A 23,481-nucleotide genomic window follows, 5' to 3' on the forward strand; every position below is an offset into this window, starting at 1 on the left:
GCGTTCAGCGCAGCCGGAACATGGCGCTGTCACCGGCGCCCCGGTCGGACGTGAACTTGATCCGGCCATCGGCGCTGGCCTGCACTTCCTGGCAATTGTAGCCCAAGGCGTCTCCGCCCCAGAACAGGTCACGGCAAAAATATCCGTTCTGCCAGGACCATGTGCCTTCAACATCCCAGCGCGCCCCGCGCCCTTCGATCTGGCCATCCGGCTTCACGTTCAGCTTCACGAACGGACGCGTCAGCGTCTTGCCATTCACCAATTGCACGAATGTCTGCTGGTTATCGACCTTGAACAGATCGGCCAAAGCTGGCCCAGCGGCAACGGCGGCCACAGCCGCAAACATCAGCATACGCATATCACAATCACCTTCACGCGATGGCGTCCTTTGCCAATATCTACGCGTGATCCGGGCAACTGGTTCACTCAGGACCGAAAAAGGCCGCTACACGGTGGCGTTTACCCACGCATTCCAAGCACATCGAGCATGTCGTACTGCCCGGGCACCTTGTCCTGCGCCCACAGAGCGGCGCGCAAAGCCCCCTTTGCAAAGAGAGCCCGGTCCGTCGCCATGTGTTTCAGCACAACCCGTTCACCCGCGCCCGCAAACAGCACCTCATGTTCACCCACGATGTCGCCACCGCGAATGACCGAAAACCCGATATCGCCCCGGTTTCGCGCCCCTGTGATCCCGTCACGGGCTGCATCGCGCACCTTGTCCAGATCCACATTTCGCCCTTCGGCGGCCGCCTCGCCCAGCATCAAGGCCGTACCCGAGGGCGCATCGACCTTGTGATGGTGGTGCGCCTCTATCACCTCGATGTCGAAGTCCTCGTCCAAAGCGGCGGCCACCTGCTTGGTCAACTGCACTAACAGGTTCACACCAAGGCTCATGTTGCCCGCCCGCACAATCGGCGAATGGCGGGACGCCGGTTCCAACTGCGCGATCTGGTCATCGCTCATGCCGGTGGTGCCAATGATATGCGCAGCGCGGGCCTGCGCTGCAATTTTCGAAAGCGCAATCGTCGCTTCGGGCGCGGTGAAATCAATCACAGCCTGTGCACGGGCCATCGGCTCTAGCGGATCATCATAAACAGAGACACCCAGCGGCTGACCACCCATCGCCTCACCCACATCACGACCGACCCAGTCGTGGCCCGGACGTTCCAGTGCCCCCACAAGGCGCATCCGATCATCTTTCAATACGGATTCAATCAGCATCTGACCCATCCGGCCCGAGGCGCCTGCAATCACGATACCCGGCAAATCTGACATGTCCCTCACCCTCTCTGGCGGTTTCCCGCTTCCCTAGCCTGCTCCGCCACGCTTGGCAAAGGTCAGCGCCTGTCTTAGATGGGGCACATGGCAAAGAACAAGTTTCACGACGGCCCCGGCCCCTCTCAGCGTCAGTTGCGCGTGGGCGAACTGATCCGCCGCTCCCTGTCCGAGGTGCTGGCGCGGGGCGACGTGCATGACCCCGACCTCAACCGCATGTCGATTACCGTGGGCGAAGTGCGCACGTCCCCCGATCTCAAGATCGCGACGGCCTATGTCCTGCCGCTGGGCGGTCAGGGGCAAGAGGACGTGTTGAAACTGCTGGCCCGCAACAAGGGCGAGCTGCGGCGCGCCGTGTCCAAGAAGCTGGCCCTGAAATTCGCGCCCGACCTGCGGTTCCAGCTGGACGAAACATTTGACCGGATGGACGACACGCGGCGCATGCTGAACCAGGACGCCGTGCGGCGCGATACCGACGCATGATGCGATGGGCGGCGCTTGCCATGCTGGCGTGGGCGGTGCCCGCGTGGGCCGTGACTTGCGAAAACATCCAATACGATGGCAACCGCTATACAATCTGCACTGTCGATCCCGCGCAGGAGGAGTTGCGGCTTTTCCTCTATGACGACAACGACGCGCCTTTGGGCCAGTTCAGTGCCGTGGATCGGACGCTGGCAGACGAAGGCAAGGCGCTCAGATTCGCGATGAACGCAGGCATGTACCACGACGACCGCGCTCCGGTGGGCCACTATGTAGAGGACGGGGAGGAGATCATGCGCGTGATCTCAAACCCCGGACCCGGCAATTTCGGCCTGCTGCCCAACGGCATCTTGTGTCTGCGTGCTGGCCGCGCCGACGTGTTCGAAACACTCGACTACGTGGATCAAGCGCCCGACTGCACCCACGCCACCCAATCGGGGCCCATGCTGGTGATCGACGGCGACCTGCACCCGCGCTTCCTGACCGACAGCACCTCCCGCTTCATCCGTAACGGTGTGGGCACGACCAAGGACGGATCAAAGGCAATCTTCGCCATCTCGAACAACGCCGTCACCTTCCACGAATTCGGCAGCCTTTTCCGCGACCACCTCCAGCTCCCCAATGCGCTGTTTTTCGATGGCAACATCTCGCGGCTCTACGCGCCGGATGTGAATCGTGACGATTTCGGCTTTGCCCTTGGGCCGATCATCGGCGTGGTCGAGACCGCCGATTGACAAGGGGCGCGGGCCTGCGATACGCGGCAGCCCTTGCACGAAAACGAGGGTGACATGGGCCGCACACGCAAAGGGCGCGACATTTCCGGATGGTTGGTGGTGGACAAGCCCGCGGGCATGACCTCGACCGCCGTAGTGAACAAGGTCCGTTGGGCATTGCAGGCCAAAAAGGCGGGGCATGCGGGCACGCTTGATCCCGACGCAACGGGCGTTCTGGCCGTGGCACTGGGCGAGGCGACCAAAACGGTCCCCTACATCACCGACGCGCTCAAGGCATACCGCTTCACTGTGCGGCTGGGGCAGGCAACAAACACCGACGATGCCGAAGGCGAGGTGATCGCACAATCCAACACAAGGCCATCCGATACGCAGATCAAGGCCGCTCTCGGCCACTTCGTCGGCGACATCATGCAGGTCCCACCGAAGTTCTCGGCTGTCAAGATCGAGGGACAACGCGCCTACAAGCTGGCGCGCGATGGCGAGGACGTGGAACTGACAGCGCGCCCCCTCTGGGTCGAGGAACTCGTGCTGACCGACCGGCCCGACGCCGACCACGTGGAGCTTGAAATGATCTGCGGCAAAGGCGGCTATGTCCGTTCCATCGCCCGCGATCTGGGCGAGGCGCTGGGATGCTACGGCCACGTGCGCGAATTGCGCCGTATCTGGTCAGGCCCGTTCGAAGCCTCGGATGGACTGACGTATGATCAGATCGAAGAGATGGCACAAACCCCTGCTCTCGACGACCATCTGCGTCCCATCTCCGAGGGCTTGGCAGATCTGCCAGAAGTGCGCGCAACAGCCGAAGGCGCGGCACGGCTACGCAACGGCAATCCGGGCATGGTTATGACGGCGGATGTCGACTATGGCGATGAATGCTGGGCGTCCTTCGATGGCAAGCCTGTGGCGGTCGGGCGATACAAGGCGGGCGAATTGCACCCGACGCGGGTCTTCAATTTGTAACAAACGGGCGAATTCGACGGGTGAACCAGACGAATCCACGGCAAAAACATAGTTAAAATGTTACAATTACCGGGTCCGAGGTAAGCACCGCGTGAGGTCCCTACCCGTTAGGAACCAATTGGTCCATATTACTCCCATCAAGACAGAAACAACGTCCATGAATGGGAATTCAGATATGACAAACGTCACACTCCGCACCGTAGGCACCGTCCTGACCGCAGGCGCTTTCGCCACCATCGCATTCGACGCCTTCGGCCAAGCCATCAGCCCCCTCTTCGGCTACGCCAAACTGGCCCCCGTCGGCCTTGCAGGCGCGTCCATCAAAGCGATCTTCGGCGCCAACCCCTCGGGGGCCGCACACCTGCTGCACGCCCTGACGGGCCTGATCTTCTACGCTGTGGGCTACTTCGCCATTGCACGGCCTATCCAGCTGGCTGTCATGCCGCGCCTGCATTGGTCGATCACAGCCGTGGTTTACGGCATCGCGCTCTGGGTCTTTGCGCTCTACTTCATGGCGCACCTCGTGACGGGCAACAAACCGTTCCTGGGTTGGACAGGCATCACATGGGTCGCTCTGTGGGGCCACATCGTCTACGCCGTGGTCGCAGCGGGCATCATGGAAGCCAAAGGCGCCGTGCTGGACCTGCGCCGCGAGCCGATGGCCATCCCCGCCGAATAACGGCACCTGAATAAACACATTGATGGGGCGGTCTGCGGCTGGCAGAACCGCCCCATGATCGTTCGAACACACACCAAGGGCGATGCGCCCTCAACCGCCATCTATTCCGATTGTGAACGCTACCGTTACAGCCTGACGCGGGTCTGGGACGATAGCGGCAAACGCGTGAATTTCGTGATGCTCAACCCGTCCACCGCGACGGAAGTGCAGAACGACCCGACCGTCGAACGCTGCGAACGGCGCGCCCGCACTCTGGGATATGGCAGTTTTGCAGTCACCAACATCTTCGCCTGGCGCGACACCGATCCCAAATTGATGCGCGCAGCCACCGACCCCGTTGGACCCGCGAACGACGAAGCGATTGTCGAGCGCGCGACATGGGCCAACGATGTGATTGCGGCTTGGGGCACACACGGAGCGCATCTGGACCGGGGCGTGCATGTGGAGCAGCTCTTGAACGCGGTAGACAGGCCCTTGTTTCATCTTGGCCTGTCGAAAGCCGGTCACCCCAAGCATCCGCTTTACCTGCCTTACACACAGCAACCCCAGCCATGGGCGGTGACGCCCGCCGTTACCCTACGTTAACCATTTTCCGGGATTACCTTTGTTTCGAACCACGGGCTCGGGTAAGAGAATCGTGGGTATTTCCGCCCTTTGCTTTGGATTTTGAACATGTTGTGGCTTGCTGGTTTGATGGGGCTTATGGCGGTCGGTGCGGTCGGCACCATCGACATGATGTCCACCGAAGAATCTGACGAAGACGAAGGCGTCGAAGTCTCGTCAGAAGAACCAGAGATCAGCGATGATACGGCCGATGCCGTGCCCTCGATCGAAGATGAGGCGGGCTTGAACGACGGTTCCGACACGTTGACACTCGGATCGGAAGACGACGATACGCTGATCGGCAGCGATGGCGATGACACCCTTTATGGCGAAGAAGGTGATGACATCGTGGGCGGCGGCAGCGGCGATGACACGCTGCACGGCGAGGACGGCGCCGATTCAATCGACGGCGGCGACGGCGCGGACCACATGTTTGGCGACAATGACAGCGACACGCTGGACGGCGGCGCGGGCAATGACGAGATACATGGCGGCATGGGCGACGACAGTGTCGCGGGCGGAACGGGTGATGACGCTGTGCATGGTGGTCTCGATGACGACACGCTGGATGGCGGCCAAGGTCAGGACACCCTGTTCGGTGGATGGGGAAATGACGTCATCAACGGTGTAGTGATTGACGCTAGTACCGACACGGTCGACGACACCGATGACAGTGACTACCTGAATGGCGGCGGCGGAAACGACGTTATCATCGCCGGTGACGATGACGTGGTGACGACCGGCAACGGCGAAGACACCATTGTCATGGGCAGTTGGATTACTGACGGCACGGCCGTGACAATCATGGATTTCGACGCGGACGATGACAACTTATTGCTGGTCTATGAAGACGAAGAAGAGGTGCCTGACGTCACTTTGGAAATCGATCCAGATGATCCGGCGGTCACCAATGTCATTATGGATGGCGTGGCCGTTGCAAATGTGATGAACGGCGCTGACCTGACGATTGAGGATATTGCCCTCATGCCGCTCAGCCTTGCGCAAAGCACAGGCATGGCACCTGTCTAAAACCCTCAGCCGCCGAACAGGGGCCGTTGCCAACGCAGCGAATCTCTCCTATACGCGCGCATCCCGGTAACACCCGGGTTCTTGGCCCCGTGCTGGACGACATCCCGGCCGGCGGCGTCTCACTCTAACCTGAAAAGGAGATCCCGATGTCGATCACAGCCGAAGACAAAGCACGCGTGATGAAAGAATATGGCACCAAGGAAGGCGACACCGGTTCGCCCGAAGTCCAGGTTGCCATCCTCAGCTCACGCATCGCCACGCTGACCGAGCACTTCAAAACGCACAAAAAAGACAACCACGGCCGCCGCGGCCTGCTCAAAATGGTTGCCCAGCGCCGCAAGCTGCTCGACTACCTGAAAGCCAAGGAAGAAGCGCGGTACACCGATCTGATCAAACGTCTAGGCCTGCGCCGCTAATCCCGCGCAAAACCGAACGGCCAGAAACCGCGCCATTCGGCGCGGTTTTCATTTGAGCGACACGTGTTGTGAACCGTCTGCATCGCGCCGCGCATCCAAGGCCCACAGCCGCAGAGCATCATGTTTGCCATGTGCGGCATAGTCTGGCAGTCGGCGCAGGCGCGCTTGCCACGTATCCGGCAGATGGCCTTTAAAGGTATCGGATACAACAATATCCGCACCATATGCGCGCGCCGCACTCTCGATCCGCGCCGCACTGTTCATCGTGTCGCCCAACAGGGCGATTTCCTTCTTCCAAGCGCCCACTTCACCTGCTGCAACCGGCCCACAATGGAGCGCAACCCGTATGCGCAACTCTTGTCCGTACCGCGCGCTGTAGGTGGCAGAACTTGCTTTCAGCGTCCCCACCATCTCGGCCGCGCAGACCAAACCGCGCTCGAAATTTTTCGATTCGACCATGGGCCACGTGGCGATGATTGCGTCCCCGACATAGCGGTGAATTTCACCTCCCGCGTTGGCAATCGGGACATCCAGATCATAGGCCACATCACCCAGCAACTCGTGAAACCGCAATTCGCCCAAACGCTCTGCCATCGCGGTCGACCCGGTCAAGTCTGCAAACATGACAATCCGGTTTTCCAACCTTGGCCGCCTGTAGCGTCCGGTGAACACAGCCAGCGACGCCTCTCGACCCAAAAGCTGGAACAACTCCAGAGCCGTGGAAATCGCGACCGCGATGCTGATCGACAGCGAAAAGCTGAACAGAAAATCAGGTTCCTGCCAGAGCGACCTGCCCAGAAATACCAAGGCCGGCAGAACCAGACTGATCACGATGATCAAGGAATAGGCTGTCGCCCGCATCACCACGATGATTGCGATGGGCACTTTGCGCAGCCAGCGAATGGATCGATTCGACAGCCAGAACACCTCAAACACCAGGCATCCGGCTCCGATCATTGCACCAGTCACGCCGCCTACGAACAGTTCCGGGATCGCAATCCCGTCCTGCGTATTCAGCAAGGTTGTCATCGCCCCGATCGCGAACGAAAAGGCAATGATCTTTGCGAAGAAGATCAGCGTTTTCGACTGGGTCACGGCGGTATCTCACCCTCGAAACAGACATCAGGATTGTAATCCGCGCAACGAACCCATCGCAATGTGTTCAACACACTCAAGGGACGCTCAGAGGTGCCAGACAACATGGACAGACCTGTCGTACCCCCTACCTCTGTCCTATGCATGATCTGCCCCGCATCGCTCTGTCGGTCCGCCAGCCCTCGGCCTGGGCGATCATCACGGGCCACAAACCCATCGAGAACCGCAGCCTCGGCTCAATCCGCGCCGGGCGTATGGGGCCCGGGCGGATTGCGCTGCATGCCGCGGCGGGCCTCAAGGAAGAAGAATTCCGCTACCTCTACTGGCGCCTCGACAAACACGGCGTGCGATGCCCGCATCCGCTGGACCTTCCGCGCGGTGCCATCATCGGTTCCGTCGAGGTCACGGGCATCATCACTGAAAGCGACAGTCCGTGGTTCGGCGGCCAGGCGGGCTTGACACTGCAAGACCCCGAACCCTGCGATCCCATTCCAGCCCCTGGTGCACTGGGTTACTTCGAATGGGCTCCGGCTGGCACGTTTGCCCCGCCAAAGCGGTGGATGCAGAAATGGGGCACCGCAGCGCCGGAAAGCCGGACAGACGACCTATTTCCCGACGCGCCGATTGCCTTTGCCAGACCGCCCAAAAGGCCATGGTCCTGAGCGCCGATAAGCCGCAATGCGCAACGCTTTCATTTCCCGCAATTCTCATGTATGCGCGCACAATCTGAAAGCCAGGCGCCCGGACCTCAGCGCCCGAAAGTAGATGGTGTCAAAAGAAGATACCGAGGTCAGGGGGAATACGCCCCCTACGCAAATGGCCACCCGGCCAACTTAGGAAACCTAGATGTTCAACGAAGTGAAAAAATCCATGCAGTGGGGCGAAGAAACGCTCACACTGGAAACCGGCAAGGTTGCCCGTCAGGCTGACGGCTCCGTGATTGCCACGCTGGGCGAAACCAGCGTCATGGCGAACGTGACGTTCGCGAAAAAGCCAAAACCGGGTCAGGACTTCTTTCCCCTGACCGTCCACTACCAGGAAAAATACTACGCCGCGGGCAAGATCCCCGGTGGCTTCTTCAAGCGTGAGGCCCGGCCCACCGAGAAAGAAACCCTGACCGCCCGCCTGATCGACCGTCCGATCCGGCCCCTGTTCGTCTCCGGCTTCAAGCACGAAGTTCTGGTGATGTGCACCGTGCTCAGCCACGATCTGGTCAACGACCCCGATATCGTCGCGATGATCGCGGCAAGCGCCGCCCTGACAATCTCGGGCGCGCCGTTCATGGGTCCGATTGCCGGCGCCCGCGTCGGTTTCGAGGATGGCGAATACATCCTGAACCCGACCGTCGACGACATGCAGGACCTGCGCCTGAACCCCGACCAGCGCCTCGATCTGGTTGTCGCCGGCACCAAAGACGCCGTGATGATGGTCGAATCCGAAGCCTACGAACTGTCCGAAGCTGAAATGCTGGGCGCGGTCAACTTCGCACACGAGCAAATCCAGCCCGTGATCGACCTGATCATTTCGCTGGCAGAAGATTCCGCGAAAGAGCCGTTCGACTTCCAGGCCCCCGACTACTCGGACCTGTCCGCAGCCGTCAAAGCCGCAGGCGAAGAGCAGATGCGCGCCGCTTTCGCGATCAGCGACAAGCAGGAACGCACCACGGCGGTCTCCGAAGCACGCGCTGCGATCATCGAAGCGCTGACAGAAGAGCAGCAAGAAGACGCCAACCTCGGCTCCGCGATGAAAGGTCTTGAGGCCTCCATCCTGCGCGGCGACGTTGTGAAAACCGGTACCCGAATCGACGGTCGCAAAACCGACGAAATTCGCGACATCGTGTGCCAGACAGGCCTGCTGCCCCGGACCCACGGCTCAGCGCTGTTCACCCGCGGTGAAACGCAAGGTTTGGTGGTCACAACACTGGGCACCGGCGATGATGAACAGTTCATCGATGCCCTGCACGGCAACTTCAAATCCAACTTCCTGCTGCACTACAACTTCCCCCCCTACTCGGTGGGTGAAGCGGGACGCGTGGGCCCTCCCGGACGGCGTGAAATCGGTCACGGCAAACTGGCATGGCGCGCGCTGCAAGCCGTGCTGCCCGCCTCGACTGACTTCCCCTACACCGTGCGTCTGGTTTCGGAAATCACCGAATCCAACGGCTCCAGCTCCATGGCTTCCGTCTGCGGCGGCTCGCTGTCGATGATGGACGCGGGTGTTCCGCTGAAGAACGCGGTTGCCGGTGTGGCCATGGGCCTGATCCTCGAAGAAGACGGCAGCTACGCCATCCTGTCCGACATCTTGGGTGACGAAGACCACCTGGGCGACATGGACTTCAAAGTGGCAGGCACCGAAAACGGCATCACCTCGCTGCAGATGGACATCAAGATCGCAGGCATCACGCCCGAGATCATGGAGAAGGCGCTTGCACAGGCCAAAGATGGCCGCATGCACATCCTGGGCGAGATGGGCAAATCCATCACCGGCGCACAGGAATTCTCGGTCCACGCGCCGCGCATCGAAACCATGCAGGTGCCCACGGACAAAATCCGTGAGGTCATTGGTTCGGGCGGTAAAGTGATCCGCGAAATCGTCGAAGTGTCGGGCGCCAAGGTCGACATCAACGACGATGGCATCATCAAGATCGCATCGCCCAATGGCGACTCGATCAAGAAAGCCTACGACATGATCCACTCGATCGTGGCCGAACCCGAAGAAGGTGCGATCTACACCGGCACCGTCGTGAAGATCGTCGATTTCGGCGCCTTCGTGAACTTCTTCGGCAAGCGCGACGGCCTTGTGCACGTGTCCCAGATCGAAAACCGCCGCCTCAACCACCCTTCGGACGTTCTGAAGGAAGGCCAAGAGGTCAAGGTCAAGCTGCTGGGGTTCGATGATCGCGGCAAGGTCCGCCTGTCGATGAAAGTCGTCGATCAGGAAACCGGCGAAGAAGTGAAAAAAGAAGAAGCGGCCGAGGAGTAATCCTCTCGCTCACAGCGTCCCCGGCTCAGGTCGGGGGCGTTTCCCCAGCCTCTCCACGGCGGACAGCATGACGCGCACAACCTGCGCCAGATCAACGCCACCGGAGCACGCCCATGTCACACCCCGACAGCATCGCTAACTTGCCAACAGACCGTGCCGCCGACGGCACTCGGTTCTTTTGGGTCGACCACAGCGCGCGCGACAAGACAGTACTCCTGTCGCAAACAGACTTTGCGCGGCCCAGCCTCCAAGACGACGCCAACCTGCTGAAATCGGCGCGCCAGCGCTTCATCTACCGGTGTGTTGGCCCCGACGGATCAAAGGTGGTCAAACTCTTTCCCCTGAACTTGCTCAGCAGCCTCCACCCCCGCAAATACGCCTTGACCGAGTTCGAAAAGACCCGCGCGGCCCGTGCGCTTGGGCTGCCTGTACCCGACACCTACGCCTATATCGAACAGCGCAAATGGGGGCGCACAACTTGCGTCGGTGCCGTGTTCGAAGATCTGAACGGATACCGCGAACTCTCCAAACTACTGCGGCGACAACGGTTTACCGTGGCCGAATGCGGCCAGATCGCAGCACAGGCGCTGACCGAATTATATGCTGCGGGTGCCAATCATCTGGACGGGCGCGACGCAAACATCATGGTCCACCCCGATACGCGCGCAATGTCGATCATCGACTGGCAATATGCCGAATTTGTCGCCCCACGTGCCGATTGGCTGCTCGAGCATCTGGCCGGGTTCTACCTGCAACGCAGCCCCCAGCACAGCGACGCCTATCTGGACGCAGGCTGGCTGCGCGACCTGCACACACGCAGCTCTCACCCCATTTCATACGACACGTTCAGCAAACGCGTTCTGACCCTGTCCAGCCGCAAACGCCCTTTATCTGAACGGGCGAAACTGCTACCCGTGGCCGACTGAAAACAATGCAAAACCGAATGGCCAATCGGCAAGGGACATGACAGCGACAGCCAACACACCCCAGCAAACCGACACGGGCCCCGCATCACGCAAACTGCGCATCGTGGTGTCGGCGCTCACGCGCAAGCGGCCCGTGCTGGTGGCAAATATGATCCGGTCCTTTGGCGACATGGCTCTGCCCGACAATTGCGAGGTGCGCTGCCTGATTGTCGAAAACGACACAGAGCGTAAGACAGAAGCCGCCGTGCAAGCCTGCCTGCCGCTCGCCAATGGGCTGGCGCTTGATTATGTGCTGGAATCCGAACTGGGCATTCCCTTTGGGCGCAACCGCGCCGCCAAAGAGGCGATCGCATGGGGCGCCGACCTGCTGACCTATGTGGATGATGATGAATATGTCGATCCGAAATGGTTGGTCGAGATCGTGAACCGCTACCGCGAGACAGGGGCGGCACTGATTGGCGGACCGATCCTGATCCCACCCAGCAGCGAAACCCTGACCCGCATTGAGCAGGCGTTTCACGATGACCTGACGGCCGATTATAAGCAACGCGCCGCACACGCGATTTCCGCCGCAGCCGAAGGGCGCTTCAGCCCAGTGACAAACAACTGGCTGGGCGAGGTGTCGCTATTCACCGAACACGACCTGTGGTTCGACGAGAGCCTGCGCTTCACAGGCGGCTCCGACAGCCGCTTTTTCCACACCGCGCGGGATCGCGGGTTCAAACTGGAATGGGCGGCCAAGGCCGTGGTCTACGCCGACATGACTGCCGACCGGCTGACCTTCGGCACGCAATTGCGCGAAGCGCATAGCCGCACAATCAACCGCATTCGTTTGGATCAAATGGACAAACGGTTCTACTGGCTGCGCCTGCCCTTCAGCCTGCTGTTCAAACTGATCAGCGCCATGGTACTGGCTGTCACGTTGCCCTTCACCGGCGGACGCGGCATCCTGAAACTGACACAACGCCTTGGCCTCATCACCGGACGCATCACAGCCGCGTTCGGCGGCAACTCCTCACTCTATACAAAGATCTTCGGCAAATGACGGACACTGCCCTCAAACAGCCGGACGATCCTGCCCTGATCCTGACAATGAAATGGGGCACGCTTTACGGACCTGAATACGTCAATCGTCTCGCCGCAGGCGTAGCAAAGCACCTGAAGCGTCCGTACCGGTTCATCTGCTTCACCGACGACAGCACCGGCCTCGCAGATGGAATCGAAGCGCTGCCCTTGCCCGAAATGCGCCTGCCTGGAGGGCACGAGGATACGCGCTGGCGCAAACTGGGGCTCTTTGCAAAAGACCTCTCCGGTCTGTCCGGCACAGCACTGTTTCTGGACCTCGACCTGATCGTCGTGGCCTCGCTTGACCCGTTTTTTGAGGATGATGCGCCCTTCCGCATCATCCGCGACGACGACCTGTTCCGAAACAAGCCATTGCGGCGCGTCAATCCCGAACGGGACCAATTCCTGCATGCGGTCGGCAACTCTTCCGTGTTTCGCTATACAGTCGGCGCGCACAGCTACATTCTGGACGCTTATCTGGCGGACCCAGCCGCCGCCACCGCCGGTTTCGAAATCTCGCAGCAGTTCCAAAGCGCCCAACTCGCGAAGCACGGGCACCTCAACTACTGGCCCAACGATTGGTGCGTCAGTTTCAAGAACCACTGCGTGCCGCGGGGTCTGCGCAGCTACCTGTCCGATCCCAGCCTGCCCGACGGCGCGCGTATTGTTGTCTTCGCGGGCGAACCCAAGATGCACGATGCGCTGAACGGCAAGGGCAGCAAGTGGTACAGGCGCATCGGCGATGTGAATTGGCTGCGGCAGGCGTGGGTGAACCCGTGAAAATAAAATTTCTCGACGACGCATTTCGAGGATTGAAGTACCTGATCCGGCGGCGACGTGCCCGGGCCGAGCTTGCCGCCCGTACCGTCACACCAAAACCTCACCCTCTGCGAACCCCGCTGATCGTGTCGCTGACCAGCTATCCCCCGCGTTTCGACAAGCTCGCGCTGACATTGCAGGGTATTCTGAAGCAGACCATGGCAGCAGATCGCACGATCCTCTGGATTGCAGAAGAGGACATGGATGCCCTTCCTGTTTCCGTCCGCGACTTAGCGGACGATGGACTCGAGATTCGAAGCTGCCCAAATCTACGCTCTTATAAAAAGATTCTTCCCGCACTCGCCGAAGCGCCTGATGCCACGATCATCACAGCAGATGACGACGTATATTATCCGCCGCACTGGCTGGAAGATATCGTGACGGCACATCATGACAGTGGTGCCCCGGTTGTTTGCGTTCGGGGCCATTATGTCCAACTGCAAGAAGATGGCCGGCCAAAACCCTATGGTGATTGGACGATGAACCACTCCGCACCCACGCGGTCGGGGCTCATCTTTCCCACAGGTGTGTCGGGTATTTTGTACGCGCCGGGCTGCTTTGCAGCTGGCGTAACGGATTGGGAAACAGCTTCAGCCCTGTGCCCGACGGCAGACGATGTCTGGTTGTACTGGATGCACCGCCTGAACGGTGTCGAAGCATACAAATTCGGTGAATACCATCGCATTTTGGAATGGGAACGCGATCCGGTGGATTCGCTTAAAACCACAAACGCGGCCGGTGGCAACGATCAACAGATCGCTGCCATGATCGACCGTTTTGGATGGCCCGCCCCCTGATCACAGGAGCCGAGCCGCCACAGGATCAGGTTGGCGCCTTGGTCTTGCGCAGATAGGGCAGCACCGTCTCGAACTCCCCAAACTTCGCCTTTGCATCTTCATTGGACACGGTCGGCGGAATGATCACATCCTCGCCCGGCACCCAGTTGGCTGGCGTCGCGACACCCTTGGCAGACATTTGCAACCCGTCCAGCGCCCGCACCACCTCGGCAAAGTTCCGACCCACAGTCATCGGATAGGTCATCGATAGCTTCAGTTGCTTGTCCGGCCCAATGATGAACACGGACCGCACCGTGGCGCTGTCCGCAGGTGTGCGCCCATCGGGCAAATAGGCTTCGGCTGGCAGCATATCAAAGGCCTTCGACACTTCCAGACCCGCATCGGCAATGATCGGGAAACCGGCGGTGGTGCCAGCGACCTTCTCGATGTCGCCCTTCCACTTCTTGTGGTCCTCAACGCCGTCCACGGATACACCAATCACCTTGGTTCCGCGCTTTTCCCACTCATCTGCCAATTGCGCCACAGCGCCAAATTCGGTCGTGCAGACAGGGGTGAAATCCTTGGGATGCGAAAACAGAATGGCCCAGCTGTCGCCAATCCAATCGTGCAGCGAAAGGGTGCCGTGATCCGTTTCAACCGTCAAATCGGGGATCGTGTCGTTAATGCGCAAACCCATGGTGTCCTCCGTCGGGATAATGTCGTCAGACGCAACCTAAGTGATCCGGCCCGCCATTTCATCCCCCGACTTGCTCACCCGGTTCGCGGGTGCCACAGTCCACCCAAATCTCAGGGAGTTTTCCAATGCTCGAAAAACGCGACTTCTACATCGGCGGCCAATGGGTCGCACCACTGAACGGCACTGATCACCACGTGATCGACCCTTCGACCGAAGAGCCAACCGCCGTCATCTCACTCGGCGGCACAGAAGACGCAGAAGCGGCCATTGCCGCGGCCAAAGCCGCCCTTCCCGCATGGATGGCCACCCCGCTAGAAGACCGCATCGCGCTGGTCGAAAAACTGATCGAAGTGTACGAGGCCCGCGGCGAAGACCTCGCCCAAGCCATGTCCGCTGAGATGGGCGCGCCCCTCGACATGTCGCGCAGCCAGCAGGTGGGCGCAGGCACCTACCACCTCAAAAACTTCATCCGCGCCGCGAAATCCTTCGACTTCATCAAACCGCTGGGCGATCACGCCCCGAATGACCGGATCATCCACGAACCCGTCGGCGTCGCGGCCCTCATCACCCCGTGGAACTGGCCCATGAACCAGGTCACGCTCAAAGTGGGCGCGGCGGCCATCGCGGGCTGCACCATGATCCTGAAACCCTCCGAAGAATCCCCCCTCAACGCCATGATCTTTGCCGAGATGATGGACGAGGCGGGCTTCCCTGCGGGCGTCTTCAACCTCGTGAACGGCGACGGCCCCGGCGTGGGCACAGTCCTGTCGGGCCATCCGGACGTGGACATGGTCAGCTTCACCGGCTCGTCCCGCGCGGGCCGCCTGATCTCCAAAAACGCCGCCGACACGCTCAAACGCGTGCATCTCGAACTGGGCGGCAAAGGGGCCAACGTGATCTTCGACGACGCCGACGAAAAGGCGGTCAAACGCGGCGTCCTGCACATGATGAACAACACCGGCCAAAGCTGTAACGCGCCCTCCCGCATGCTGGTCCAGCGCGGCAAATACGACGCCGCCGTCGAAGAAGCCGCAGCCGTCGCAAACAAAGTCACCGTGGGCCCGGCAAGCGAAGAAGGCCGCCATATCGGCCCCGTCGTGAACGAAGTCCAATGGACCAAAATCCAGGACCTGATCCAAAAAGGCATCGACGAAGGAGCCAAGCTGGTCGCCGGTGGCACGGGCCGCCCCGAAGGCTTCAACAAGGGCTACTACGTCCGCCCCACCGTCTTCGCCGACGTAAACAACGACATGACGATCGCGCGCGAGGAAATCTTCGGCCCCGTCCTGTCCATCATCCCGTTCGAGACCGAGGAAGAAGCGGTTCAAATCGCCAACGACACCCCCTATGGCCTGACGAACTACGTCCAGACCCAGGATGGCGCTCGGCTCAACCGCATGGCCCAAGCGCTCCGCTCCGGCATGGTCGAAATGAACGGCACCTCCCGCGCCGCTGGCTCCCCGTTCGGCGGCATGAAACAGTCCGGCAACGGACGCGAGGGCGGCGTCTGGGGGATCGAGGATTTCCTGGAGGTCAAAGCCGTCTCCGGTTGGGCCGCCGAATAACGCACGGCACGATCCAACTTCATCTTGCCAAATAAACTTCGGGGGGAGGCGCAGCCGGGGGGCTGGCCCCCCTCCCACTTTGACCACCCCAATACAGCACAAGCATGACACCGTAAGGCGGGGTTTCACCCCGCCTCACCCCTCCGCCCACATGGGCCGATCCGCCTCATGCTCGTGAAACGCATTCCGCACGCCCGGATCATCATCCAGACACTGCGCATTGATGGGAAAGGACGCCTCCGGCGACAACGGCTCGCCCAATGAGGTCCCGCATGCCCGACAAAACGACCGATGATAGGTAAAGGGCGGCACAGGCACCACCGTCTCAATCTCCCCTTCCCCGTCCACCAACGTGAACTGATCCCGTTCCACAAACACAATCGTCGAGGTGCCCAGCTTGCGACACCGCGAACAATGGCAGGTCCCCATCATCTTGGGCGGCCCGCTGATCGCAAACCGCACCGCTCCACACATGCAACTTCCCTTAATCTCCATCCAAATCTCTCCCGGGTCCAATGATTGCACCACGGGTCTATCCGCCCCATGCTGACAGCATGGTGTCAGCATGCATATGACACTCTGTCGGCAGGAGGCATGGCATGAGACGCGGCGACCGACTGTTCGAAATCATCGAAATCCTGCGCCGCGCGCAGGGTCCCATCTCGGCCGACACGATCGGCGCGGAACTGGACGTGACGAAACGCACAATCTACCGCGACATCGCCGCCCTCATGGCCCAACGCGTGCCCATAAGGGGCGAGGCGGGCGTCGGCTATGTTCTTGAGGCAGGCTTTCATATGCCCCCACTCATGCTCACCGCGGACGAGATCGAAGCCGCCGTGCTGGGCGCGCAATGGGTGCAAAACCGGGGTGAGCCAACCCTCGCAAACGCTGCCGCAAGCCTGATCACCAAGATTGCCGCGGTCGCCCCCGACGATGCACAGGGCATCTTTGTCGAATCCGCCACCAGCGTGGCCCCGACGACACCACCTGCCGAGGTGCTCAGCGCCGCCGATATCCGCTTTGCGATCCGCCAGCGGCACAAGATCAGGCTCACCTACAAAAGCGGCACCGGGACAAGGACCGAGCGCATCATCTGGCCGATCCTGATCGGCTACCGCGATGCCGGACGCATCATCGCCGCATGGTGCGAATTGCGCGCCGCCTTCCGCTACTTCCGCACCGAACGTATCACTCAGGCAGACGTGCTGCCGGACAAGATCCCGCGTCGCATGGACCTCCTGCGCACCGAATGGCGCGCAGCGATGGATATCGAACGCCAGCGCTATGCGTAAGGCGGAGGTGTCCTCCGCCCCGACGCATCAACCCGTTGTTAAGATTAGGGACCGTGCGGTGCGTTAACCACGGCATTTGCATCCATACGCACCCGAAGGGGTGCACAGGGGGTGTACGCAGGGTGCACGGGGGGTGACAGGCCCCAAACCCCTTATTCGCAAGGGATTAACGCGCATTTCATGACGTTACGTCCGAAACGACCACCGAACGTTGCGCGTCAAAACGGTGCGGGGCTTCGGAATCGCATCATCTTGCCGCTGTCCGGATGCTTGATCCGCAGCTCCTCCGAATGCAGCATCAACCGCTCAAACTCCCGCGCAGGCCCCTCCGCATAGAACGGATCACCCAGTATCGGATGCCCCAAAGCCAGCATGTGCACCCGCAACTGATGGCTCCGCCCCGTCTGCGGAAACAGCCTCACCCGGCTCTCCGTTTCCGTGTCCCGCAGCACCCGCCAATCCGTCACCGCAGGCTTGCCGTTCTCATGATCCACATGCTGTTTCGGGCGGTTCGGCCAGTCCACGATCAGGGGCAGATCAACCCGCCCCGTCTTGGGCGTCATCCTCCCCCAAACCCTTGCCACATATGTCTTTTTCGCCGCACGCAACTCGAACTGCTTCGACAGAAACCGCTGCGCATGGGGCGTCAAACCAAACACCATCACCCCGCTTGTGTCCCGGTCCAACCGATGCACCAACAGCGCCTGTGGCCACACCGCCTGCACCCGGGCGATCAGGCAATCGGACAGATGCTCCCCCTTGCCCGGAACGCTCAGCAGGCCCGACGGTTTCGACACCACCACCATCTCCGCATCGTCGTGCAGAATGTCCAAAGGATCATCAGGCGGGGCATAGACATCATCCATGAGAAACCGCCTCTCAAATACGCAGACCAAAGACAACCCCCATCACGTTTCAGCGAGGGTGTCACTGACAGATTGCCTGAATCGCAAACCCATGTTCTGTCAGCAATATGAAATACTTAGCCGCGCTCCTCCTCGCCCTCCCAACCTTCGCCTTCGCCCAATGCGGCTCTGACGCACCCTGCGAAATCAACGGCGGCAGCTACCACATGGCAGGTGCAGAAACCGGGTCCGATCCCAAGCCTGCACTCGTCTTTTTCCACGGCCACAACGCCACCGGACAGATGATTTTCCGGGGCGGGATCAAATCCGATTTCACCGACGCAGGCTATGTCGTCATCGCCCCCAACGGCACACCCATTGATGGCCGCCAAACCCGCCGCTGGTCAGGCCGCGACGGGAGCACGCGGGACGATGTGGGCTTCGTCCTCGACGTGATCCAAGACGCCAAAACCAAAGCCAATATCGACCCCGACCGCATCTATGTTGCAGGCTTTTCCGCAGGTGGATCAATGGCTTGGCTCATGGCTTGCAAAGAAGCTGAACACTTCGCAGGTTACGCCTCCATCTCCGGCGCACTGCGCGAACCCAACGACACATCAGACTGCCCCACAGCCCCCGTTCGCTTCCTCCAAATCCACGGTTTCGCCGACAATCAAGTCCCCTTCGAAGGACGCGCCATCCGCGACTGGCACCAAGGCAGCCTGTGGGACAGCCTTGATCTGGCCCGCGCCGCAAACCAGTGCCGCACCCACCCCGACACAATAGATATCGGAGAGCGTTTCCGCTGCCGCGACTGGAACGCAAGTTGCGGAAACGGCGCGATAAAATTCTGCGAACACGATGGCGGCCACGGCATGCCCCGCGGCTGGACCACGCTCGCCCGCGACTGGTTCGAAGGCGCCTAGGCCGCCGCCCGCATCTGCCGGATCATCGATGTGGAGTAGATCACCAGCGCCGCCCAGATCATCGGAAACGCAATCATCCGCGCCTGCCCAAACGGCTCCTTGAACACCACAACGGCACACAGGAAAATCATCGTGGGCGCAATGTATTGCAGGATCGCGATGGTCGTGAGCCGCAAGCCCTTGGCCCCGTTTGCGTACAAGATCAACGGGATAGCCGTCACTGCACCGCAGCCCAGCAGCAACCAATTCGTGCCAGGGTCACCCGCCATAAACTGCCCCTGCCCGGTCCACGCCAGCCACGCCACATAGCCAAGCGCAGGGATCAGCAGGATCAGCACCTCAAGCAGAAATCCCTGGTTCGGCCCAATCGGCAACTGCTTTTTCGCCAATGCATAGAACCCCCACGTCACCGTCAATCCCAGCGCAGCCCAAGGTACTACACCCGCCGAGATGGTCAGGACGGCGACCGCGCAAGCCGCCAATCCAATCGCCACCAACTGCGCACCCGTCAGCCGTTCGCGCAGCAGCACGGAACCCAAAGCCACTGAAAACAACGGGTTGATGTAGTACCCAAGTGCCGCATCCAGCGTATGCCCGCTGGTGATCGCCCACACGTAGATTCCCCAGTTCACCGTGATCAGCGCCGCCGTCACACAGCCCATCGCCAGCATCCGCGGATTGCGCAGCGCGGCCATCAAGTCCCCTGTCCGTCGCAGTAGGACCAGCAATACAGCAGCAATCGGCACCGACCAGATGATCCTATGCGCGACCACTTCTGCCGGGCCGAGATGGCTGAGCAGCTTCATATAAAGCGGCAGAAAACCCCAAAGAAAATAGGCGGATAGGGCAAAGCCCAACCCTTGGGGTGTGTCACCGGATGCTTGTGTCATGGGGTGGTCCTTTCAGTCCCACCCCTAGCATCGCTCTACGCCAGCGTCACGCCTTCACACGCTCGGATTTCGGGTCGTACATCGGCTTCAATGACGCTTCTGCCCGAACCCGCGTGCCCGCCACGTCAATCTCGTAGGTCGAAGCCAGAACCTCCGCCGCGCTTTCCCCTTTGCACGGCACATAGCCAAGGCCCATGGCCGCCCCCAGATGGTGCCCATACGCACCGGAACTGAGGTAGCCCACGATGTCGCCATTCCGCAGAATCGGCTCGTTGTGATAGAGCAGCGGCTCGGGGTCTGTCAGCTTGAATTGCAGCAGGCGGTTGGCCAGCCCCTCGTCCTGTTTGCGCAGCACCGCGTCACGCCCGATAAAGGACGGTTTGTCCTTCTTCACGGCAAAGCCAAGGCCCGCTTCCAGGACGTGATCTTCACAGGTGATGTCGTGGCCGAAATGGCGGAAGCCCTTTTCAATCCGGCAGGTGTCCATCATGTGCATCCCACACAGCGACATCCCCAGATCCTGCCCGGCCTCATAGAGCGTTTCGAACACGTGACCCGCCATGTCAGAGGAGACGTAGACCTCCCACCCAAGCTCACCCACATAGGTCACGCGGTGCACCCGGGCGAGGCCCATACCAATCTCGATCTCCTGCGCCGTGCCGAAAGGGTTCACATCATTGGAGAAATCCGCAGGGCTGACCATTTGCAGCAGCTTGCGCGCGTTCGGCCCCATCACAGCCAGCACGCCTTCCCCTGCTGTGACATCGGTGATCACCACGTTGAAATCACCCACATGGCGCTGCATCCATGTCTGATCTGCCAGCCGCGTGGCGGCAGGGGTGACGACCAGATAGGCCGTCTCGGTCAGGCGCGTGACCGTCACATCCGCCTCGATCCCGCCGCGATTGTTCAGGAACTGGGTGTAGACGATCTTGCCATTCGGCACCGAATAGTTACCACCGCCCACATAGTTCATGAACGCCTCGGCGTCGCGCCCTTCGACCCTGATCTTGCCGAAGGAGGACATGTCGTACATGCCCACATTCTCGCGGATCGCCTTGTGTTCATCAGCGACATTTCCAAAGAAGTTCTGCCGCTTCCATGAGTATTCATAGGCTGGGTCCTGACCGTTCCGGGCAAACCAATTCGCCCGTTCCCAGCCCGCCAGCTCACCCATCACGGCGCCATGTTGCAGCAGGTGGTTGTGGAAGGGCGTGCGCCGCACACCGCGCGCCGTGGCTTTCTGGCGGTAAGGGAAGTGGTCGGCGTAAAGCAGGCCAAGTGTCTCGGTCGACCGGTCCGCAAGGTAGGTCTTGTTGCCCATGAAGGGCTGCATGCGGCTGATGTCCACATCGCCCAGATCAAAAGGTTTTTGACCGTCTTCCATCCACTGCGCCAGCGCCATGCCTGCACCGCCAGCAGACTGGATGCCGATAGAGTTGAAGCCACACGCCACCCAGACATTGTCCATCTCGGGTGCAAGGCCCAGATGGTAGGCGTCGTCAGGCGTGAACGATTCCGGTCCATTGAAGAATGTGTGAATGCCTGCCTCGGCCAGCATCGGCATGCGGTTTACGGCGGCTTCGAGAATTGGCTCAAAGTGGTCGAAATCTTCCGGCAGCTGGTCGAACTCAAAGTCGCGCGGAATACCATCTACAGCCCAAGGCTTGGCATTCGGCTCAAACGCACCGAGCAGCATTTTGCCAGCATCTTCCTTGTAATACGCGCACTCATCCGGCACGCGCAGCACCGGCAATTGTTGCAGGCCCTGAATAGCCTCGGTCACGATGTAGAAATGTTCGCAAGCCTGTAGCGGCACGTTTACGCCCGCCATCTTGCCCACCTCACGGCCCCACATGCCGGCGCAATTCACCATCATGTCGCAGGCGATGTGCCCGCTCGTGCCGTCCTCACCTTGCCAGTCGACACCGGTGATGCGGCGCCCGTCACGGGCGATGCTGGTGACGGCCACCCGCTCCTGCACTTTGGCTCCTCGCTGCCGCGCCCCTTTGGCCAATGCCAATGCTATGTTGGCCGGGTCTCCTTGCCCGTCGAGGGGGAGATACACGCCGCCCGTCACATCCTCGATGTTCAGATGCTCGTATTTCGCCTTCACTTCGGCGGGTGAAATCTCCTCGACCTCAACCCCGAACGCACGCGCCATTCCGGCCTGACGTCGCAGCTCTTCCAACCTTTCATTGGTCAGAGCCACCGTGATCGACCCCACGCGTTTGAAGCCCGTGGCGACGCCTGTTTCAGCTTCAAGATCGCCATAAAGCTCCTGCGAATACCGCGCCAGCTTCGTCATGTTCGCCGTCGCGCGGAGCTGTGCAATCAGTCCCGCCGCATGCCATGTTGTCCCCGATGTCAGTTGCTTGCGTTCCAACAGCACGACGTCTTTCCACCCCAGTTTCGTCAGGTGGTAGGCAACAGAACAGCCAATGACGCCGCCACCAATGATGACAACGCGGGCAGAGGTGGGAAGGTCAGGCATGAGCAAAAATCCTCAGACGATAGTATGCCCATCCGCGCGCAGGCGTCGGGCGATTTCGGCAATGTGGGCGGGGCTAACTTCGCAGCAGCCCCCGACGATGGTGGCGCCGGACGCCACCCAGGTCATGACGTGATCGGCGTAGAGTTCGGGCGTGAAGTCGCGGCGCAGAGTCAGGGCATCGACGGTTGGTTTATCGTCCATGAACCCTTCGCTGATCTGTTCGAAGCCATTGGCGTAAGCGCCGAAGGGTAACGTGGTACCGGACAGGCCAGCCAAGGCGGGTGGGATCGCCTCTGGCGTGGAACAGTTGATCAGGATGGCACTCGCGCCACCGGCTTCGGCCACGGGCACGGCGTTGGACACAGGCTCGCCCGAGCGCAGTTTGGACCCATCCTTATCGTCCACCGTGAGCGCCAACCAAACCGGTAGGCCCAAAGGCACACTTGCAGCCAGAATGTCCCGCGTATGAGCAACAGACGCGACCGTCTCGCAAATCAACAGATCGCAGGCAGGGGCCAGCAAAGCGGCGACTTCCGCGAATAACGGAACGGCTTCGTCTGCAGATGGGTGCAGGTCGGGGCGATAGCTGGCCCGCAATGGACCGATGGCACCGGCGATCCGGCCGGACCCATGTTCGCGCCGCGCTGTGCGTGCTTCGTACAATGCACTTTGGTGCAGGGCAGAAAACGCGCCCTCCACCGGCGTATCCATCAAACGATCATGGTGAATGGCATAGCTGTTGGTCGTGGCAATCGTGGCCCCAGCGTCAAAGAAGTCGCGGTGCACCTGCGTGACCAGACCGGGGTGATCCAGCATGATCTGGGTGGACCACAACGGCGTGGGTTTGTCCCCGGCGCGGTGCACCAGTTCCTGCCCCATGCCGCCATCAAGAAGGATGATATCTGCCATGCTACGTCTCCGTCAGAGGTG

25 protein-coding genes are annotated in these 23,481 nt (G+C 60.7%); 16 read left to right on the forward strand and 9 right to left on the reverse strand.

The features are described from left to right. Positions 1-4 precede the first annotated feature (4 nt). On the reverse strand, positions 5-358 hold the full coding sequence (locus tag Q1A32_RS04730; RefSeq protein ID WP_299608995.1) for a dihydrodipicolinate reductase: 354 nt from the start codon (positions 356-358) through the stop codon (positions 5-7). A gap of 101 nt (positions 359-459) precedes the next feature. Beyond that, a complete protein-coding gene (gene dapB, locus Q1A32_RS04735; RefSeq protein ID WP_299608993.1) occupies positions 460-1,275 on the reverse strand; it encodes a 4-hydroxy-tetrahydrodipicolinate reductase in 816 nt (271 codons plus the stop codon). Positions 1,276-1,362: 87 nt separating this feature from the next. On the opposite strand from dapB, the gene rbfA reads away from it, so the two are divergent. The 7 genes from rbfA (at position 1,363) to rpsO (ending at position 6,176) form a co-directional block, all read left to right on the forward strand. Continuing rightward, complete coding sequence (rbfA, locus tag Q1A32_RS04740) at positions 1,363-1,758, forward strand: 30S ribosome-binding factor RbfA (RefSeq protein WP_299608991.1); 396 nt, start codon at positions 1,363-1,365, stop codon at positions 1,756-1,758. Next, the gene (locus Q1A32_RS04745; protein ID WP_299650215.1) at positions 1,755-2,489 is read left to right on the forward strand and encodes a phosphodiester glycosidase family protein; all 735 of its coding nucleotides are present in this window, start codon (positions 1,755-1,757) and stop codon (positions 2,487-2,489) included. Before rbfA ends, Q1A32_RS04745 begins: the two co-directional genes overlap by 4 nt. Positions 2,490-2,543: 54 nt before the next feature. Continuing rightward, positions 2,544-3,449: a tRNA pseudouridine(55) synthase TruB gene (gene truB / locus Q1A32_RS04750; protein WP_299650218.1), complete on the forward strand. Its 906-nt coding sequence runs from the start codon at positions 2,544-2,546 to the stop codon at positions 3,447-3,449. Between the two features lie 175 nt (positions 3,450-3,624). After that, positions 3,625-4,128, forward strand: a complete 504-nt coding sequence (locus tag Q1A32_RS04755) for a hypothetical protein (protein ID WP_299608984.1) — start codon at positions 3,625-3,627, stop codon at positions 4,126-4,128. A 54-nt stretch (positions 4,129-4,182) separates the two neighbouring features. Continuing rightward, on the forward strand, positions 4,183-4,713 hold the full coding sequence (locus Q1A32_RS04760) for a DUF1643 domain-containing protein (protein ID WP_299650221.1): 531 nt from the start codon (positions 4,183-4,185) through the stop codon (positions 4,711-4,713). Positions 4,714-4,800: 87 nt separating this feature from the next. Continuing rightward, the gene (locus Q1A32_RS04765; RefSeq protein ID WP_299650223.1) at positions 4,801-5,760 is read left to right on the forward strand and encodes a calcium-binding protein; all 960 of its coding nucleotides are present in this window, start codon (positions 4,801-4,803) and stop codon (positions 5,758-5,760) included. A gap of 146 nt (positions 5,761-5,906) precedes the next feature. After that, positions 5,907-6,176 carry a 30S ribosomal protein S15 gene (gene rpsO, locus Q1A32_RS04770; protein WP_299608977.1) on the forward strand — a complete coding sequence of 90 codons (270 nt, stop codon included), beginning with the start codon at positions 5,907-5,909 and terminating at the stop codon, positions 6,174-6,176. A 48-nt stretch (positions 6,177-6,224) separates the two neighbouring features. Here the strand turns inward: rpsO and Q1A32_RS04775 are convergent, their stop codons facing one another. Continuing rightward, positions 6,225-7,271, reverse strand: a complete 1,047-nt coding sequence (locus tag Q1A32_RS04775) for an adenylate/guanylate cyclase domain-containing protein (protein WP_299650226.1) — start codon at positions 7,269-7,271, stop codon at positions 6,225-6,227. A 140-nt stretch (positions 7,272-7,411) separates the two neighbouring features. Between Q1A32_RS04775 and Q1A32_RS04780 the strand changes: the two genes are divergently transcribed. From Q1A32_RS04780 to Q1A32_RS04805, 6 genes are all read left to right on the forward strand, one after another. Beyond that, positions 7,412-7,933, forward strand: coding sequence for a hypothetical protein (locus Q1A32_RS04780; RefSeq protein WP_299650229.1), 522 nt, complete (start codon positions 7,412-7,414; stop codon positions 7,931-7,933). Positions 7,934-8,117: 184 nt separating this feature from the next. Next, positions 8,118-10,253 carry a polyribonucleotide nucleotidyltransferase gene (gene pnp, locus Q1A32_RS04785; RefSeq protein ID WP_299650232.1) on the forward strand — a complete coding sequence of 712 codons (2,136 nt, stop codon included), beginning with the start codon at positions 8,118-8,120 and terminating at the stop codon, positions 10,251-10,253. A gap of 113 nt (positions 10,254-10,366) precedes the next feature. Beyond that, complete coding sequence (locus Q1A32_RS04790; RefSeq protein WP_299650235.1) at positions 10,367-11,179, forward strand: lipopolysaccharide kinase InaA family protein; 813 nt, start codon at positions 10,367-10,369, stop codon at positions 11,177-11,179. A gap of 37 nt (positions 11,180-11,216) precedes the next feature. After that, on the forward strand, positions 11,217-12,224 hold the full coding sequence (locus Q1A32_RS04795) for a glycosyltransferase family 2 protein (protein ID WP_299650238.1): 1,008 nt from the start codon (positions 11,217-11,219) through the stop codon (positions 12,222-12,224). Further along, positions 12,221-13,024: a hypothetical protein gene (locus tag Q1A32_RS04800; RefSeq protein WP_299650241.1), complete on the forward strand. Its 804-nt coding sequence runs from the start codon at positions 12,221-12,223 to the stop codon at positions 13,022-13,024. The genes Q1A32_RS04795 and Q1A32_RS04800 overlap by 4 nt, the downstream gene beginning before the upstream one ends. After that, the gene (locus Q1A32_RS04805) at positions 13,021-13,860 is read left to right on the forward strand and encodes a glycosyltransferase (protein ID WP_299650244.1); all 840 of its coding nucleotides are present in this window, start codon (positions 13,021-13,023) and stop codon (positions 13,858-13,860) included. The genes Q1A32_RS04800 and Q1A32_RS04805 overlap by 4 nt, the downstream gene beginning before the upstream one ends. Positions 13,861-13,885: 25 nt before the next feature. Here the strand turns inward: Q1A32_RS04805 and Q1A32_RS04810 are convergent, their stop codons facing one another. Then, a complete protein-coding gene (locus Q1A32_RS04810) occupies positions 13,886-14,536 on the reverse strand; it encodes a peroxiredoxin (protein ID WP_299650247.1) in 651 nt (216 codons plus the stop codon). 125 nt (positions 14,537-14,661) lie between these two features. Here Q1A32_RS04810 and Q1A32_RS04815 point away from each other — a divergent pair, with 125 nt between their 5' ends. Continuing rightward, positions 14,662-16,101, forward strand: coding sequence for an aldehyde dehydrogenase family protein (locus Q1A32_RS04815; RefSeq protein WP_299650250.1), 1,440 nt, complete (start codon positions 14,662-14,664; stop codon positions 16,099-16,101). A gap of 135 nt (positions 16,102-16,236) precedes the next feature. Here the strand turns inward: Q1A32_RS04815 and Q1A32_RS04820 are convergent, their stop codons facing one another. After that, a complete protein-coding gene (locus tag Q1A32_RS04820; protein ID WP_299650252.1) occupies positions 16,237-16,575 on the reverse strand; it encodes a GFA family protein in 339 nt (112 codons plus the stop codon). A gap of 125 nt (positions 16,576-16,700) precedes the next feature. On the opposite strand from Q1A32_RS04820, the gene Q1A32_RS04825 reads away from it, so the two are divergent. After that, positions 16,701-17,396 carry a YafY family protein gene (locus Q1A32_RS04825; RefSeq protein WP_299650255.1) on the forward strand — a complete coding sequence of 232 codons (696 nt, stop codon included), beginning with the start codon at positions 16,701-16,703 and terminating at the stop codon, positions 17,394-17,396. A gap of 218 nt (positions 17,397-17,614) precedes the next feature. Here the strand turns inward: Q1A32_RS04825 and Q1A32_RS04830 are convergent, their stop codons facing one another. Continuing rightward, entirely contained in the window at positions 17,615-18,262 is a 648-nt protein-coding gene (locus tag Q1A32_RS04830) for an RluA family pseudouridine synthase (protein WP_299650258.1), read from the reverse strand. A 107-nt stretch (positions 18,263-18,369) separates the two neighbouring features. Here Q1A32_RS04830 and Q1A32_RS04835 point away from each other — a divergent pair, with 107 nt between their 5' ends. Then, entirely contained in the window at positions 18,370-19,167 is a 798-nt protein-coding gene (locus Q1A32_RS04835; RefSeq protein WP_299650261.1) for a PHB depolymerase family esterase, read from the forward strand. Here the strand turns inward: Q1A32_RS04835 and rarD are convergent. From rarD to Q1A32_RS04850, 3 genes are read right to left on the reverse strand one after another with little or no spacing between them, the layout of a single operon-like run. Continuing rightward, positions 19,164-20,057: an EamA family transporter RarD gene (gene rarD / locus Q1A32_RS04840; protein ID WP_299650265.1), complete on the reverse strand. Its 894-nt coding sequence runs from the start codon at positions 20,055-20,057 to the stop codon at positions 19,164-19,166. The two genes, Q1A32_RS04835 and rarD, sit on opposite strands and share 4 nt — an antisense overlap. Before the next feature lie 46 nt (positions 20,058-20,103). Continuing rightward, on the reverse strand, positions 20,104-22,551 hold the full coding sequence (locus Q1A32_RS04845) for an FAD-dependent oxidoreductase (protein ID WP_299650268.1): 2,448 nt from the start codon (positions 22,549-22,551) through the stop codon (positions 20,104-20,106). A gap of 12 nt (positions 22,552-22,563) precedes the next feature. Continuing rightward, positions 22,564-23,460, reverse strand: coding sequence for a homocysteine S-methyltransferase family protein (locus Q1A32_RS04850; RefSeq protein WP_299650271.1), 897 nt, complete (start codon positions 23,458-23,460; stop codon positions 22,564-22,566). Between the last annotated feature and the right edge of the window lie 21 nt (positions 23,461-23,481).

Source organism: uncultured Tateyamaria sp., assembly GCF_947503415.1.
GTDB lineage: Bacteria > Pseudomonadota > Alphaproteobacteria > Rhodobacterales > Rhodobacteraceae > Tateyamaria.

Excerpts from the sequence above, each read along its gene's own strand:
- Q1A32_RS04730 (WP_299608995.1), bottom strand. The coding sequence starts at position 358 with ATGCGTATGCTGATGTTTGCGGCTGTGGCCGCCGTTGCCGCTGGGCCA.
- dapB (WP_299608993.1), bottom strand. The coding sequence starts at position 1,275 with ATGTCAGATTTGCCGGGTATCGTGATTGCAGGCGCCTCGGGCCGGATG.
- rbfA (WP_299608991.1), top strand. The coding sequence starts at position 1,363 with ATGGCAAAGAACAAGTTTCACGACGGCCCCGGCCCCTCTCAGCGTCAG.
- Q1A32_RS04745 (WP_299650215.1), top strand. The coding sequence starts at position 1,755 with ATGATGCGATGGGCGGCGCTTGCCATGCTGGCGTGGGCGGTGCCCGCG.
- truB (WP_299650218.1), top strand. The coding sequence starts at position 2,544 with ATGGGCCGCACACGCAAAGGGCGCGACATTTCCGGATGGTTGGTGGTG.
- Q1A32_RS04755 (WP_299608984.1), top strand. The coding sequence starts at position 3,625 with ATGACAAACGTCACACTCCGCACCGTAGGCACCGTCCTGACCGCAGGC.
- Q1A32_RS04760 (WP_299650221.1), top strand. The coding sequence starts at position 4,183 with ATGATCGTTCGAACACACACCAAGGGCGATGCGCCCTCAACCGCCATC.
- Q1A32_RS04765 (WP_299650223.1), top strand. The coding sequence starts at position 4,801 with ATGTTGTGGCTTGCTGGTTTGATGGGGCTTATGGCGGTCGGTGCGGTC.
- rpsO (WP_299608977.1), top strand. The coding sequence starts at position 5,907 with ATGTCGATCACAGCCGAAGACAAAGCACGCGTGATGAAAGAATATGGC.
- Q1A32_RS04780 (WP_299650229.1), top strand. The coding sequence starts at position 7,412 with ATGCATGATCTGCCCCGCATCGCTCTGTCGGTCCGCCAGCCCTCGGCC.
- pnp (WP_299650232.1), top strand. The coding sequence starts at position 8,118 with ATGTTCAACGAAGTGAAAAAATCCATGCAGTGGGGCGAAGAAACGCTC.
- Q1A32_RS04790 (WP_299650235.1), top strand. The coding sequence starts at position 10,367 with ATGTCACACCCCGACAGCATCGCTAACTTGCCAACAGACCGTGCCGCC.
- Q1A32_RS04795 (WP_299650238.1), top strand. The coding sequence starts at position 11,217 with ATGACAGCGACAGCCAACACACCCCAGCAAACCGACACGGGCCCCGCA.
- Q1A32_RS04800 (WP_299650241.1), top strand. The coding sequence starts at position 12,221 with ATGACGGACACTGCCCTCAAACAGCCGGACGATCCTGCCCTGATCCTG.
- Q1A32_RS04810 (WP_299650247.1), bottom strand. The coding sequence starts at position 14,536 with ATGGGTTTGCGCATTAACGACACGATCCCCGATTTGACGGTTGAAACG.
- Q1A32_RS04815 (WP_299650250.1), top strand. The coding sequence starts at position 14,662 with ATGCTCGAAAAACGCGACTTCTACATCGGCGGCCAATGGGTCGCACCA.
- Q1A32_RS04820 (WP_299650252.1), bottom strand. The coding sequence starts at position 16,575 with ATGTGTGGAGCGGTGCGGTTTGCGATCAGCGGGCCGCCCAAGATGATG.
- Q1A32_RS04825 (WP_299650255.1), top strand. The coding sequence starts at position 16,701 with ATGAGACGCGGCGACCGACTGTTCGAAATCATCGAAATCCTGCGCCGC.
- Q1A32_RS04830 (WP_299650258.1), bottom strand. The coding sequence starts at position 18,262 with ATGGATGATGTCTATGCCCCGCCTGATGATCCTTTGGACATTCTGCAC.
- Q1A32_RS04835 (WP_299650261.1), top strand. The coding sequence starts at position 18,370 with ATGAAATACTTAGCCGCGCTCCTCCTCGCCCTCCCAACCTTCGCCTTC.
- rarD (WP_299650265.1), bottom strand. The coding sequence starts at position 20,057 with ATGACACAAGCATCCGGTGACACACCCCAAGGGTTGGGCTTTGCCCTA.
- Q1A32_RS04845 (WP_299650268.1), bottom strand. The coding sequence starts at position 22,551 with ATGCCTGACCTTCCCACCTCTGCCCGCGTTGTCATCATTGGTGGCGGC.
- Q1A32_RS04850 (WP_299650271.1), bottom strand. The coding sequence starts at position 23,460 with ATGGCAGATATCATCCTTCTTGATGGCGGCATGGGGCAGGAACTGGTG.